The organism is Streptomyces sp. DSM 116795 (assembly GCF_055792905.1).
This window is the reverse complement of the sequence record NZ_CM147707.1, coordinates 1,172,905-1,186,643: the sequence shown is the minus strand read 5'-3', so window position 1 is coordinate 1,186,643 and position 13,739 is coordinate 1,172,905. Positions and strand designations below refer to the sequence as shown.

10 protein-coding genes are annotated in these 13,739 nt (G+C 71.5%); 8 read left to right on the top strand and 2 right to left on the bottom strand.

What is annotated here, in order from left to right; all coding sequences use genetic code 11:
- Nucleotides 1-9: 9 nt before the first annotated feature.
- Together ACSMXX_RS05070 and ACSMXX_RS05065 are read right to left on the bottom strand one after the other, a co-directional pair.
- A complete protein-coding gene (locus ACSMXX_RS05070) occupies nt 10-588 on the bottom strand; it encodes a Uma2 family endonuclease (protein WP_473184637.1) in 579 nt (192 codons plus the stop codon).
- A gap of 121 nt (nt 589-709) precedes the next feature.
- The gene (locus ACSMXX_RS05065; RefSeq protein ID WP_473182839.1) at nt 710-2,566 is read right to left on the bottom strand and encodes a PucR family transcriptional regulator; all 1,857 of its coding nucleotides are present in this window, start codon (nt 2,564-2,566) and stop codon (nt 710-712) included.
- 540 nt (nt 2,567-3,106) lie between these two features.
- Between ACSMXX_RS05065 and ACSMXX_RS05060 the strand changes: the two genes are divergently transcribed.
- The 8 genes from ACSMXX_RS05060 to ACSMXX_RS05025 all read left to right on the top strand — a co-directional run bounded on the left by ACSMXX_RS05060 (nt 3,107) and on the right by ACSMXX_RS05025 (nt 13,718).
- Nucleotides 3,107-4,027, top strand: a complete 921-nt coding sequence (locus ACSMXX_RS05060) for an FAD binding domain-containing protein (protein WP_473182838.1) — start codon at nt 3,107-3,109, stop codon at nt 4,025-4,027.
- The gene (locus ACSMXX_RS05055; protein WP_473182837.1) at nt 4,018-4,728 is read left to right on the top strand and encodes a (2Fe-2S)-binding protein; all 711 of its coding nucleotides are present in this window, start codon (nt 4,018-4,020) and stop codon (nt 4,726-4,728) included. Before ACSMXX_RS05060 ends, ACSMXX_RS05055 begins: the two co-directional genes overlap by 10 nt.
- 1 nt (nt 4,729) lies before the next feature.
- A complete protein-coding gene (pucD, locus tag ACSMXX_RS05050) occupies nt 4,730-7,156 on the top strand; it encodes a xanthine dehydrogenase subunit D (protein WP_473182836.1) in 2,427 nt (808 codons plus the stop codon).
- Between the two features lie 142 nt (nt 7,157-7,298).
- Nucleotides 7,299-8,783 (top strand): NCS2 family permease, encoded by a 1,485-nt coding sequence (locus ACSMXX_RS05045; protein WP_473182835.1) that lies wholly within the window; start codon nt 7,299-7,301, stop codon nt 8,781-8,783.
- Between the two features lie 79 nt (nt 8,784-8,862).
- The gene (locus tag ACSMXX_RS05040) at nt 8,863-10,017 is read left to right on the top strand and encodes an XdhC family protein (RefSeq protein ID WP_473182834.1); all 1,155 of its coding nucleotides are present in this window, start codon (nt 8,863-8,865) and stop codon (nt 10,015-10,017) included.
- Between the two features lie 230 nt (nt 10,018-10,247).
- On the top strand, nt 10,248-10,907 hold the full coding sequence (locus ACSMXX_RS05035) for a TetR/AcrR family transcriptional regulator (RefSeq protein ID WP_473182833.1): 660 nt from the start codon (nt 10,248-10,250) through the stop codon (nt 10,905-10,907).
- Between the two features lie 122 nt (nt 10,908-11,029).
- On the top strand, nt 11,030-12,934 hold the full coding sequence (locus ACSMXX_RS05030) for a S9 family peptidase (protein WP_473182832.1): 1,905 nt from the start codon (nt 11,030-11,032) through the stop codon (nt 12,932-12,934).
- A gap of 88 nt (nt 12,935-13,022) precedes the next feature.
- A complete protein-coding gene (locus ACSMXX_RS05025) occupies nt 13,023-13,718 on the top strand; it encodes a DUF3159 domain-containing protein (protein WP_473182831.1) in 696 nt (231 codons plus the stop codon).
- The last annotated feature ends 21 nt before the right edge of the window (nt 13,719-13,739 follow it).

The following is a 13,739-nucleotide window of genomic DNA, read 5'->3' as shown; positions in this document are numbered from 1 at the left end:
GCCCGTCGGTCAGTCGCGCGGGAAGCCCTCCGTGGAGAGCGTGAGGCCGACCGGTGTGTCGGACAGATCGATGTGCTCACCGAAGTCGACGGTGAGGTCCCTGCCGTAGTCGCCGTCCTTCGGGTGTGTGAAGAGCCGGGAGCGGCCGACGTACGGGTCGACGATCAGATAGGCGGGGACGCTCGAAGAGGCGTAGGTCCTCAGCTTGGGGCCGTAGTCGTTGGCGGCGGTGGAGCGCGAGATGACCTCGACGACCAACTCGATGTCATGCGGCGAGAAGAGCCCGCGCGCGTCCGGGGCGGCGCCATCGGCGATCTTGACCAAGTCGGGGGCGAATCCGTTGAGATGGCCGGGGAAGTCGATCCGGACGTCGGAGTCGATCTCGGCCTCCTCGCCGAGATGATCCTCCAACTGCCGCAGTACTTTGCGGATGATCTTCCAGTGCGTACGACGCTGTGGCGACATGTGCACGGACCCCTCGACGATCTCGACCTTGTAGCCATCGGGGACGGGCATCCGCTCCAGCCGCTCGAACAGATCGTCCAAGGTGAGCTCGTCGGGCTCTGTCATCTCGATCCTGTCGGTCATGACGGTCACGGTGACGCTCCTCCCGGCCGCGCCGGATCGCGCAGCCGCGCGGTACAACGATACGCACGGTTCGGGGGTTACGGACTGCCCGGTCGTGTAAAGCGCGGCGGCAGCGTTTCGTTCAACTCAGGCGCAGGGCAAGGAAGAAGTCGAGCTTGTCCTCCAGGCGGGACAGGTCGCGGCCGGTGAGCTGTTCTATCCGGCCCATGCGGTACCGGAGGGTGTTGACGTGCAGGTGGAGCCGGTCCGCGCAGCGCGTCCAGGAGCCGTCGGCGTCGAGGAACGCGGCGAGGGTGGGGAGGAGTTCGGCGCGGTGCCGGCGGTCGTAGTCGTAGAGGGGCGCCAGCAGACGGGCGGTGAACGCCCGCCGTACGTCGTCCGGGACGAAGGGGAGGAGCAGCACGTGCGACGCCAGCTCCTCGTGTCCGGCCGCGCACACCCGCCCTTCGCGCGCGGCGGCGACCCGCCGTGCGTGGCGGGCCTCTTCGAGCGCGCCGTGCAGCCCGCCCGCGGAGTGGACGGTGGCGCTGACGCCGAGGGTGAGGCGTTCGCCTTCGGCCAGGCCGTGCTCCAGCGGTTCGCGGACGGCGGCGAGCAGGGTGCCCGCGTCCAGTCCTGATGCCGGGCCGGGACCGGGAGCGGCGCCGGACTCCGCGGTCTGCGGTGTGCCGTACTCCGGCGCCTCGTGACCGGGGGTGAGCGCCGGGAGCGGGACGAGGGCGACGGCTTCGCAGCCGGCGTGCGCGACGGCTGCCCGGTCGGCCGTCTCCACGCCGGTCGTACGGGGATCGAGCAGGATCTCCTCCAGCAGAGACCGGCATTCGCCGCCGCCCCCGAGGCGCGCTCCGTCGAGCCGCGCGACGACGACCTGCCAGTGCGGGGCTCCGCCCAGGCCGGGGAGCAGCACCGGGGCCGCGACGCGCAGACGTGCCGCGGTCTCGGCGGGCGGGGCACCGGCCTGCAGGAGCTCCAGGACCTCCGTGGCGAGGCGGCGGCGGACGGTGCGGGCCGTGTCGCGGCGGTCGCGTTCGACGGCGATGAGCTGTGTGACGCCGTCCAGGAGGTCGAGGCGTTCGTCCGGCCAGTCGGCGGCGTCGTCCTCGACCGCGAGGAACCAGTCCGAGAGGCCGGCGGGACCGGCGGATCCGGACGGGCCGGAGGGGCCGGACGGGCCGGAGTATTCGGCGGGTGAGGGGTCGCGCTGCGCGGGCACGGGCGTCGTCTCCGTTCCCTGCCCGCCGCCGCGGACCGGGAAGAGCGAGTAGGTGGTCCCGGCCACGGCGACCCGGTGCGGGCGGTGGCCCGGACGTCCCGCGCGTGCGGCGGCGAGATGCTCGCCCGCCAGCCGGGCGCGCACGCGGGGGGACGGCACCCCGGGAGACAGCACGCCGCCGGACACCGGGCCCCCGCCGGCGCGCGCGTCTCCGCCTGCGGCCTTGTCCCTGCTCGGGCCCGCCACCGTACGGCCTGTGACGGACAGCACCCACGCCCGCAGATCGAGGTCCGAACCGAGCAGGTCGAGCACGGCGTCGGGGCCGCCGCCCGCGGGGCCGGACGCCATCATCCGCCGGTGCCGCTCCACCACGGCCGCGAGGTCGCCGGCGCGCTCCTGGGAGACCTGCCGCAGCACGTGCTCGGTGACGGTCGCGAAGGCCACCTCCTCCATGACCGCGAACAGCGGAAGCCGGTGCTCGGCGCAGGCCGTCACCAAGGCGTCCGGCACCATGCCCAGTTCGGCCTCGCCTGCCGCGAGCCCTGCCACTCCGGCCGTCGCGAGGATGCGGACGAAGGGCTCGGCGTCCTGTGGCTCCCGGTACCAGGCGAGGCCGGTCAGGACCAGCTCGTCGCCCGAGAGGTAGCGGCCGGGGTCGCGCAGATCGGTCGTCATGACGCCGCGCACCGTACGGTCCAGCTCGGCGTCCCCGGTGAGCAGACGCAGACCGAGGGAGCCGGTCTCCAGGAGTGCACGCAGGCGCATGGTCGGTGGCCGCCGTTTCTGTGGAGTCGAGGGTGCTGCGGTGCCGGGCGCCGGGAGAGCGACGGCCGGAAGCGTAGTGGTTGTGGGGCCCGGAGGCGGGAGGGGGCCCGTGCGATGGCGCGAGAGGCGTGCCTGCGCGCCTTCGTGCGAATCTACAAGACTGCGGGCGCGAGCAGGCCGGAGCTTCATGGTTTCGGTGACTGCCCGTGGCGGGGCATGCATCGGTGTACTGATCCGGAATCGCCCGCACGGCGCGTACGTCGACGACCCGCGTACGTCCGAGGGGGTGTCTCAAAGTAACGTCGTCCGGCCGCAGGCCGGGGGGCCGCGGCGTCTGGTTCGTGCGATCGCAAGGCGGAGGGAGGAGAGCGCAGCGGGCTGCGCCGACGACCGACAACGCAGCGAGCGTGCGTGCCAGGCACCGCGGGCTGGGGGCACCTCCCAGCGGTAGCTGGGGGAGGGACTTTGAGACACCCCCTAGACCCCGCGCAAGTCCGAGAACGCGCACGCCAGCGACCTGAAGCGAAACGAGAAGAGCCCATGGAGTTCCTGCGCCCCGCCCGGTGGGAGGAGGCGCTCGCCGCGAAGGCCGAGCACCCCGGAGCCGTGCCCATCGCGGGCGGCACCGACGTCATGGTCGAGATCAACTTCGACCAGCGCCGCCCCGCACAGCTGCTGGACCTGAACCGCGTCACCGAACTGCACGAGTGGGAGACCGGCGAGGAGGACGTCGTCCTCGGCGCCTGCGTCCCGTACACGAGGATCATCGAGAATCTCCGCCGTGAGCTGCCGGGTCTGGCTCTCGCAGCGCACACGGTCGGTTCGCCGCAGATCCGCAACCGCGGCAGCGTCGGGGGCAATCTCGGAGCCGCCTCGCCGGCGGGCGACTCGCACCCGCCGCTGCTCACCGCGGGCGCGGAGGTCGAGGCGGAGTCCGTGCGCGGCTCGCGCCGCATCCCCGTCGAGGACTTCTTCACCGGCGTCAAGCGCAACGCACTCGCCGACGACGAACTGATCAAGCGTGTGCACATCAAGAGGGCGAGCGGGCCGCAGCAGTTCTCCAAGATCGGCACCCGCAACGCCATGGTCATCGCGGTGTGCGGTTTCTCAGTCGCGCTGCATCCGGAGAGCCGCAGCGTGCGGGCCGCGGTCGGGTCCGCGGCGCCGACGCCGTTCCGCGCGCTGGCCGCCGAGGAGTTCCTGGGGGCCGCGCTGGAGGAGGATGGGCTCTGGGGGAGCCGCGGGGCTCTTCCGCCGTCCGTGGCGAAGGAGTTCGCCGGACTCTGCTCGGCGGCGTGCAACCCGATCGACGACGTACGCGGCAGCGCCGCATACCGCCGGCACGCCGTCGGCGTGATGGCCCGCCGGACGCTTGGCTGGGTCTGGGACGACTACCGCGGAGGTGCCGGCAGCGCTGCGGGCCGTGCCGCAGGCGACGAAGGAGGCTCGCGATGCGCGTGACATTCACCGTCAACGGACGGCGGCACGAGGCCGACGACGTGTGGGAGGGCGAGTCGCTCCTCTACGTCCTGCGTGAGCGCATGGGTCTGCCCGGCTCCAAGAACGCGTGCGAGCAGGGCGAATGCGGCTCCTGCACGGTACGGCTGGACGGCGAGTCCGTATGCGCGTGCCTGGTCGCCGCCGGGCAGGTCCAGGGGCGGGACGTCGTGACCGTCGAAGGGCTCGCCGACTACGCGCGGCAGCGCGCGGAGACCGCTGCCGGGACCGCCGCGGCGGCGGCTGCGGGCGGCGGCGACGTCCCCGCGCCGGCGCCCGGGCCGGAGTCCGGTTCCGGCTCCGGATCCGTCTCCGCCGCCGACGAGCAGCGCTGGCAGCCCCTGCCCGCGCAGGACTCCGGGGTTCGGCTCTCGCCCGTACAGGAGGCGTTCATCGACGCGGGCGCCGTCCAGTGCGGCTTCTGCACCCCGGGCCTGCTCGTCGCCGCCGACGAACTCATCGAGCGCAACGCGCGGCCCTCCGACGCCGACATCCGCGAGGCCCTCTCGGGGAACCTCTGCCGCTGCACCGGCTACGAGAAGATCCTCGACGCGGTACGGCTGGCCGCCGCCCGTACGGATCACGCGGAAGCACCCGGAGACGGCCACGGGCCGCATCCCGGCCCCCACAGCGGCCAGGGTCCCGCACACGGAGAGGTGGTCTGAGATGCCCGGAGCGTCCCCGACCCGCATCCCCACCGCCCTCACCCAGGGCAGCGTCACCAAGGGCGGCATCGGCGAATCCACGCTGCGTCCCGACGGGACGCTGAAGGTCACCGGGGAGTTCGCCTACGCCTCCGACCTGTGGCACGAGGACATGCTGTGGGGCTGCACCCTGCGCAGTCCGTACTCGCACGCCGAGATCCGCTCCGTAGACGTGTCCGAGGCGCTGAAGCTCCCGGGTGTGTACAGCGTGATGACGCACGACGACCTGCCCGCGACGACCCACTTCGGCCTGGAGATCCACGACCAGCCGGTGCTGGCGAAGGACCGTGTGCGCTACCACGGCGAGGCCGTCGCCATCGTCGCGGCCGACCATCCGGAGACCGCGCGCCGCGCCGCCGAGAAGATCCGCGTCGAGTACGCCGAACTGCCTCCCGTGCACGACGAGGAGAGCGCGACCGGTCCCGGCGCCCCCGTGCTGCATCCGGGCCGCGACGACCATCACGCGCCGCACGTCACGCACCCCAACGTCGTCCACCGGCAGCCCGTCGTCCGCGGCGACGTGGCAGCGGCGAAGGCTCAGGCCGATGTCGTGGTGCGCGGCGAGTACGAAGTCGGCATGCAGGACCAGGCGTTCCTCGGACCCGAGTCCGGACTGGCCGTGCCCGCCGAGGACGGCGGCGTCGACCTGTACATCGCCACGCAGTGGCTGCACGTCGACCGCGACCAGCTCGCGCCCGTACTCGGACTGCCCCAGGACAAGGTGCGGTTGACGCTCTCCGGCGTCGGCGGCGCGTTCGGCGCGCGTGAGGACCTGTCGATGCAGGCACACGCGTGTCTGCTGGCGATGACCACGGGCAAGCCCGTCAAGATCGTCTACAACCGCTACGAGTCCTTCTTCGGCCACGTGCACCGCCACCCCGCCAAGCTCACCTATGAGCACGGGGCCTCGCGCGACGGCAAGTTGCTCTACCTGACGTGCCGCATCGTGCTGGACGGCGGCGCGTACGCCTCCTCCTCGCCGGCGGTCGTCGGCAACGCCGTATCGCTGGGCGCCGGCCCGTACGAGGTGGAGAACGTCGAGATGGAGGCCCTCGCCCTCTACACCAACAACCCGCCGTGCGGGGCGATGCGCGGCTTCGGCGCCGTGCAGGCCTGCTTCGCCTACGAGGCGCAGATGGACCGCCTCGCCGCCGAACTCGGCATGGACCCGGTCGAGTTGAGGCAGCGGAACGCCATGTCGCAGGGCTCGCTGATGCCCACCGGGCAGGAGGTCGACTCGCCCGCGCCCGTCGCTGAGATCCTCCGCCGCGTCAAGGCGATGCCGATGCCGCCCGAGCGCCAGTGGGAGAGCTCGCAGAGCTCCGGCGCGGCGGTCGGCGGCGGTGTTCCCACCGGGGTCGACGTACGTGCGCTGCCTGGCGGTCTGTCCAACACCACGCACGGCGAAGGCGTGGTGCGCGGAGTGGGCTACGCCGTCGGCATCAAGAACGTCGGTTTCTCCGAGGGGTTCGACGACTACTCGACGGCCCGCGTACGGCTCGAAGTCGCGGGCGGAGAGCCCGTCGCCGTCGTGCACACCGCGATGGCCGAGGTCGGGCAGGGCGGCGTCACCGTGCACGCGCAGATCGCCCGCACCGAACTGGGCGTGTCGGGCGTGAGCATCCTGCCCGCGGACACGCAGGTCGGATCGGCCGGTTCGACGTCCGCGTCGAGGCAGACCTATATGACCGGCGGCGCGGTCAAGCAGGCCTGCGAGGCCGTACGCGAGAAGGTCGTCCGGCTCGGCCGGGAGAAGTTCGCGGGCCACCACCCCGCTTGGGTGTCCGGCGGTGAACTCCTGCTGGAGGGCGGCAAGGTCGTGACCGGGGAGGGCGAGGTCCTGGCCGCGCTCGCAGACGTGCTCGGTGACGAAGTCATCGACGAGGAACTGGAGTTCAGGCACCGGCCGACCGAACGGCTCGACCTGGAGACGGGGCAGGGCTTCGGCCACGTCCAGTACTCCTTCGCCGCGCACCGTGCGGTCGTCGAGGTCGACACCGAACTGGGCCTCGTCAAGGTCGTCGAACTCGCCTGCGCGCAGGACGTCGGCAAGGCCATCAACCCGCTCTCGACAATCGGCCAGATCCAGGGCGGTACGACACAGGGCCTGGGCCTGGCCGTCATGGAGGAGATCCTCGTCGACCCGGGCGGCAAGGTACGCAACCCCTCCTTCACGGACTATCTGATCCCCACCATCCTCGACACCCCCGCCATCCCCGTGGATGTCCTGGAACTCGCCGACAAGCACGCCCCGTACGGGCTGCGCGGTGTCGGCGAGGCGCCGACGCTCTCCTCAACCCCCGCAGTCGTCGCCGCAATCCGCAATGCGACCGGTCTCGCCCTGACCAGGGTCCCGGTCCGTCCCGAGCATCTGACCGATACTCGATAGCCGCTTGGCCGGTGCGGGAGTCCGCACCGGCCCTGGGCAACTCTCCGTATCGTCTCGGGCCGTCCCCCGGGTCGTGCATCCCAAATCCCCGCAGTGTCACGGCACTTCGGGGTGCCCCAACGAAACTTGGGAGAGGCACACCATGACCCAGTCCAAGACAGCACCCCGCGCGAGCGCGGGAGACACGACAGCGACCGCGCCCGGACCGCCCGCCGGACGTTCCCGGCTCGACCGCTGGTTCCGCATATCGGAGCGGCACTCCACCCTCGCGCGTGAAGTACGCGGTGGTGCGACGACGTTCATGGCGATGGCCTACATCGTCCTGCTCAACCCGGTGATCCTCTCCGTACCCGACGCGACGGGGGCCACCCTCGACGCCGGTCAGGTCACCACCGCCACCGCCTTCGCCGCCGCGGCCACCACCCTGGTGATGGGCGTACTCGGCAACGTGCCGCTGGCGCTGGCCGCCGGGCTGAGCGTCTCGGCGGTGCTCGCCTACCAGGTGGCGCCGGAGATGAGCTGGGCGGGCGCCTTCGGCATGTGCGTCATCTACGGCGCCGTGATCATCCTGCTCGTGGTCACGGGACTGCGACGGCTGATCATGGACGCCATACCCCTGGCGATGAAGCACGCCATCACCATGGGCATCGGACTGTTCGTCACCCTCATCGGGCTCGTTCAGGCGGGCTTCGTGACGAGCATGCCCGGGCCGGGCGGCGTCGCGGGCGCGAAGCCGCTGCAGCTGGGCACCCACGACATGCTCACGGGCTGGCCCGTGCTGTGCTTCGCCGTCACGGTGCTGCTCGTATTCGTGCTCCAGGTGCGGCGCGTACCCGGTGCGATCCTCACCGGCATCGTCGGGGGCACGGTCGTCGCGGGGCTGGTGCACCACTTCGCGGGGCTGGAGAAGAAGGACTGGGGCGGACGGAACGCGCCGGAGATCTCCGGAAGCATCGTCAGCACCCCCGACTTCGGGCTCTTCGGGAAGATCTCCTTCGACGGCATCGCCGACGTCGGCGCGGTCACCGTCGGCGTCATCGTCTTCACGCTCGTACTGGCGGGCTTCTTCGACGCGATCGGCACGATCATCGGGATCGGCCAGCAGGCGGGGCTCGCCGACGACGAGGGGCGGATGCCTGGCCTGAACAGGGCTCTGGCCATCGACGGCGCGGGTGGTGTCGCCGGCGGCGTCGCGGGCGCCTCCGGACAGACCGTCTTCGTGGAGTCGACGGCCGGTGTCGGCGACGGCGCCCGTACGGGACTGGCAAGCGTCGTCACCGGACTCGGCTTCACGCTCTGCCTGTTCTTCACGCCGCTCGCCCAGGTCATTCCCACGCAGGTCGCCGCGGCGGCACTCGTCGTCATCGGCTCGATGATGATGAGCAACGCCAGGCACATCGACTGGAGCGACATCGCCACCACCGTGCCGGTCTTCCTGACGATGGTGCTGATGCCCTTCACGTACTCCATCACCGCGGGCATCGCCGCGGGCAGCATCTCCTACGTCGTGATCAAGGCCGCCCAGGGCAGGTGGCGCGACGTGGGCCCGCTGATGTGGGGACTGGCCGCCGTGTTCCTGCTGTACTTCGCGCTCAGCCCGCTCGAAGGATGGCTCGGCGTGAAGTGACGCCCTAGGGGGCCGCGGACGCCCGTCGCGCGTAAACTCGCAGGTCGCAGCCTCAGCGCTTGCCCGTAAGGAGCCAACGATGCTGGACATCGCCGCCGAACTGCACCACTGGTGCGAGCAGGAGCGCGATTTCGCCGTCGCGACGGTCGTCGCCGTGAGCGGCAGCGCGCCCCGCCAGCCGGGTGCCGCTCTCGCCGTCGACGGCGAGGGCGAGGCGGTGGGCAGCGTCTCCGGAGGGTGCGTCGAGGGTGCGGTCTACGAGTTGTGTCAGGAGGCCATGGACTCCGGCCGAAGCGTGGTCCAGCGCTTCGGCTACAGCGACGAGGACGCCTTCGCCGTCGGGCTGACCTGCGGCGGCGTCATCGACATCCTCGTCACGCCCGTACGCGCCGGCACCGAGGCCTACGCGATGTACGCGGGCGCGGTCGCGGCCGCCGCCGAGGGCAGGGCCGTGGCGCTCACCCGCGTCGTCGAGGGGCCGGAGGAGCTGCTGGGCGGTGCGATGTACGTGCCGGCCGCCGGCGAGGTCTCCGGCACCCTCGGCGGTTCCGCCGCGCTCGACGAGGCCGCCGCCGCCGAGTCCCGCGCTCTGCTGGACGCGGGCCGCACCGGAACCGTCGAGACGGGCACGGAGGGCGGCCCGCCGGGTGCCGGCGGCCGGGCGGCCGCAGGCGAGGACGATCCGATGTGCGGTCCGTCGGTGACGCTGCTGGTCGAGTCGAGTGCGCCGCCGCCCCGGATGCTCGTCTTCGGCGCCATCGACTTCGCGAGCGCGCTGGCCCGCACCGGCGCCTTCCTCGGCTACCGGGTCACCGTGTGCGACGCCCGTCCCGTCTTCGCCACCGCCGCCCGCTTCCCCGACGCGGACGAGGTCGTCGTGGAGTGGCCGCACCGCTATCTCGACTCCCAGGAGCTGGACAGCCGTACGGTCGTGTGCGTACTGACGCACGACGTCAAGTTCGATGTGCCGCTGCTGGAGCGGGCCTTGCGGCTGCCCATCGCGTACGTGGGCGCCATGGGCTCGCGCCGCACCCATCTGGCCCGGCTGGAGCAGCTGCGCGAGGAGGGCGTCGGCGACGCCGAACTGGCGCGGCTGCACTCGCCGATCGGCCTCGACCTCGGCGCCCGTACGCCTGAGGAGACGGCGCTCTCGATCGCGGCCGAGATCGTCGCCGTACGGCACGGCGGGACCGGAGTGCCACTGACCGGGGCTCACATCCCGATCCACCGTTAGACCCTTGCTCTCCGGCCGGTCCGGCCGGTCTTGCCGGTATGCGACGACGGCTGCGGCACCGCTTCGAGTGGGGAGCCCCGCACGGCCCGACGCGCTCCAATACGCCCCGCGCAACCGCATGCCGTCCTGCCGCGTGCCGAAGTACTTCAGACCCCGGACTGGCGTGACGTGTCACTTAATGACATGCTGTCGCTTGATGACAGCAGGAAGGCGGGGAGGGTGACGGCGTCATGACGGCGGAGAAGCGCAGCGGAGGAGGGATGAGCGAGCAGCGGCGTGCGCGGCTGCGGCTGGAGATCTCCCGGGAGGCGGCGCGACTGTTCTGGGATCAGGGGGTGGCCGCCACGAGCGGCGATCAGATCGCGGAGGCCGTGGGCCTCTCGACGCGCACCATCTGGCGGCACTTCCGCAGCAAGGAGAGCTGTGCCGAGCCGGTCGTCATGCAGGGCGTCGTCACCCTGCTGACGGTGCTGCGCTGCTGGCCCCGGCAGAGCTCTCTCGAAGACCACCTGGCCGAGGAGCTGGCCAGGCTCCGACACGAGACGCCGCCCGTCGACATCGCCGACGAGATGCTCGCGATGAAGATGATCCGGCTCGCCGACACCGAGCCGGCACTCCGCACGGCGTGGCTGATGGCCTGCGACCAGACGGAACGGGAGATGCGCTCGATCATCGGCGACCGTCTTGAACGACCGGGCGGCGATCTGGAGGTGCGGTTGCACGCCGCTGCCGCCGCCGCGGTCGTGCGGGTGATGGACGAGCACATCGGCGCCGACATCCTCGCCGGTGCCGACCTCACGGAATTCCAGGACGTGACGGCCCTCGCGCGGCGCTTCGCCCACGCGATCCGCACGGCCACCGGCGGAGTCGTCGGCGACCCCGTCGCATGAGGGCATCGAGCGCATCGAACGCTTCGAGCCCTTCGAGCGCATCGAGCGCATCGGCCCTTCGAGCTTCCAGCACCGAGAAAGCGCGCCCACCGAACCGGGACGAACCCAGGAGGAGTGTCCGTATGACCGCCGTTCCGCGCGAGGCCCAACACCTCGCTGTCGAGGACTTGTTCGGCTCGCCCGCCCGCGCCGGCGCATCGATCTCGCCCGACGGCACCAGGATCGCCTACCTGGCGCCGTGGCGGGAGCGGCTGAACGTCTGGGTGGAGAGCGTCGATTCGGCCGAGGAGGCGCGCTGCGTCACTGCGGACGACAACCGCAGTGTGCACGTCTATCACTGGACGGACGATCCACGCTGGCTGCTCTACGAGCAGGACGGCGACGGCGACGAGCACTGGCACGTCTACCGGGTCGACCTGGAGGACCCGGATGCCGGAGCGGTCGACCTCACCCCGTACCCCGGGGTCACCGTCGTGGGTCTCGAGATGATGGTCTCCCGGCCGGGCAAGCTGCTCCTGCGGATGAACCGCCGGGACCCCGCCGAGTTCGACCTCTGCGAAGTCGACATCGCCACGGGTGAGTTGACGATGCTGGTGGAGAACCCCGGCCAGGTCTACGGCTTGCTGTACGCGCCCGGCGGAGACCTGTACTCCCTGAACTGGACGGCCGACGGCGACATCGAGCTGGCGCAGCGGGACGCCGGGACCGGGAAGCTGCGCCCGGTCACCACGTTCGACGGCGCCGACTACCCGCTGGGTGTCCAGCCGTTCCAGTTCACCCCGGACGGCACCGGTGCCTGGATCGGCTCCAGCCGGGGCAGCGACCGGACCCGGCCGGCCCGGCTCGACCTGGCCACCGGTGCGGAGACCGTGGTCGACAGCCACCCGGACTTCGACCTGGACCCGCGTTCGACGGTCTTCCCCACGATGCCCTCGCCGCTCATCTGCCACCGGCGTACGGGAGAGCTGCTCGGGGTGCGTTACCTCGGCGAGCGGCAGGTGATCCACGCGCTGGACCCGCACTTCGCCGCGGTGCTGGAGAACCTGGAGAAGCTGTCCGACGGCGACCTGTCAGCCGTATCGTCCGACGAGAGCGGGCAGCGCTGGGTCGCCGGCTTCACGCACGACCGCGTCCCCGGTGTCACCTATTACTACGACCACTCCACCGGCGAGAGCCGGCTGCTGTTCCGGGCGTACCCGGACCTGGACCCCGAGGCCCTCGCCCCCATGACGCCGGTCACGATCACCGCACGCGACGGACTGGCCCTCCCCTCGTACCTGACTCTGCCGCCGGGGACCGAGCCGGCCGGGCTCCCGCTCGTCCTGCTGGTACACGGCGGCCCCTGGCACCGCGACAGCTGGGGCTACCACCCCGTCGTGCAGCTGCTGGCCGACCGCGGATACGCGGTGCTGCAGGTCAACTTCCGCGGCTCGGCCGGCTACGGCAAGGCGTTCCTGAAGGCCGGCATCGGGGAGCTCGCCGGGAAGATGCACGACGACCTCATCGACGCCGTCGACTGGGCCGTCGAGGAGGGGTACGCGGACCGGGACCGGGTCGCCGTCTTCGGCGGCTCCTACGGGGGCTACGCCGCCCTGGTCGGCGTCACCTTCACTCCCGACGTGTTCGCCGCCGCGATCGACTTCTGCGGCATTTCGAACCTCGTCACCTATCTGCGGACCGTCCCGGAGTTCGCGCGGCCTCACCTGATCAACAACTGGTACCTCTACGCCGGCAACCCCGACGACCCGGAGCAGGAAGCGGAGTTGTCTGCCCGCTCGCCGATCAGCCGGGTGGACGAGATCCGCACACCGCTGATGGTGGTCCAGGGCGGCAACGACGTCCGCGTCGTCAAGGCCGAGTCGGACCAGATCGTCGACGCGCTCCGCGCCCGCGGGGTCGAGGTCGAATACCTGGTCAAGGAGAACGAAGGCCACGGCTTCGTGAACCCGGAGAACAACATCGACGTGTACCGCGCGGCCGACCGCTTCCTCGCCCGCCACCTGGGCGGACAGCCGGGCCCGGAGTAGCCGGCGCCCGCCACCCCGCAGGCCGGTCCCGGCAAGGCCGCACCGGCAACCCGTGAGCACAAACGACTACTTGGTGAGTTGATCCCGCATGACTGAATCCGTACGCCCCGCTGCCGAGGCGGCCCGCCCGCACGAGCCGGGCACGGCCCCAGGACGCCAGGCGAAGCAGACACCGCTGGACCATATGGGCGGCACGACGGGCCTGGTGTACACGATGCTGCCGATCGTGGCCTTCATCCTTGCCAACGGCTCCTTCGGGCTGACGGCCGCGATATGCACCGCCGTCGGCGTCGCACTGGCGGTCTCCGCGCTGCGCCTGGTGCGCAAGGAGCCGCTCCAGCCCGCTCTCTCCGGGCTGTTCGGTGTCGCGGTCGCCGCGTTCGTCTCCTGGCAGACCGGATCCGCCAAGGGCTTCTTCCTGCTGGGCATCTGGAGCAACCTCGCCCTCGGTGTGCTCTTCCTGCTCTCGGTCCTCGCGCGCCGGCCGCTGGCCGGAATCGTCTGGGGAGCGCTCAACGGCACCGGCACCACCTGGCTCAAGGACAAGCCCTCGCGGCACTACTACGACATCGCCACGCTCACACTCGTGGGAGTCTTCGCGGCCCGGTTCGTCGTCTGGCAGTGGCTGTACGAGGGTGACCAGACGGGCTGGCTGGGCGTCGCGAGGATCGCGATGGGCTACCCGCTCCTCGCGCTGGCGCTGCTGGTGGTGCTGTGGGCGGGCCGGCGCTCGGGCAAGCGGCTGAAGGACCTGGCCGTACGGCGGTCCGCCGGACCGGTCTGACCCGTCCCGTGCCTCCCGGTC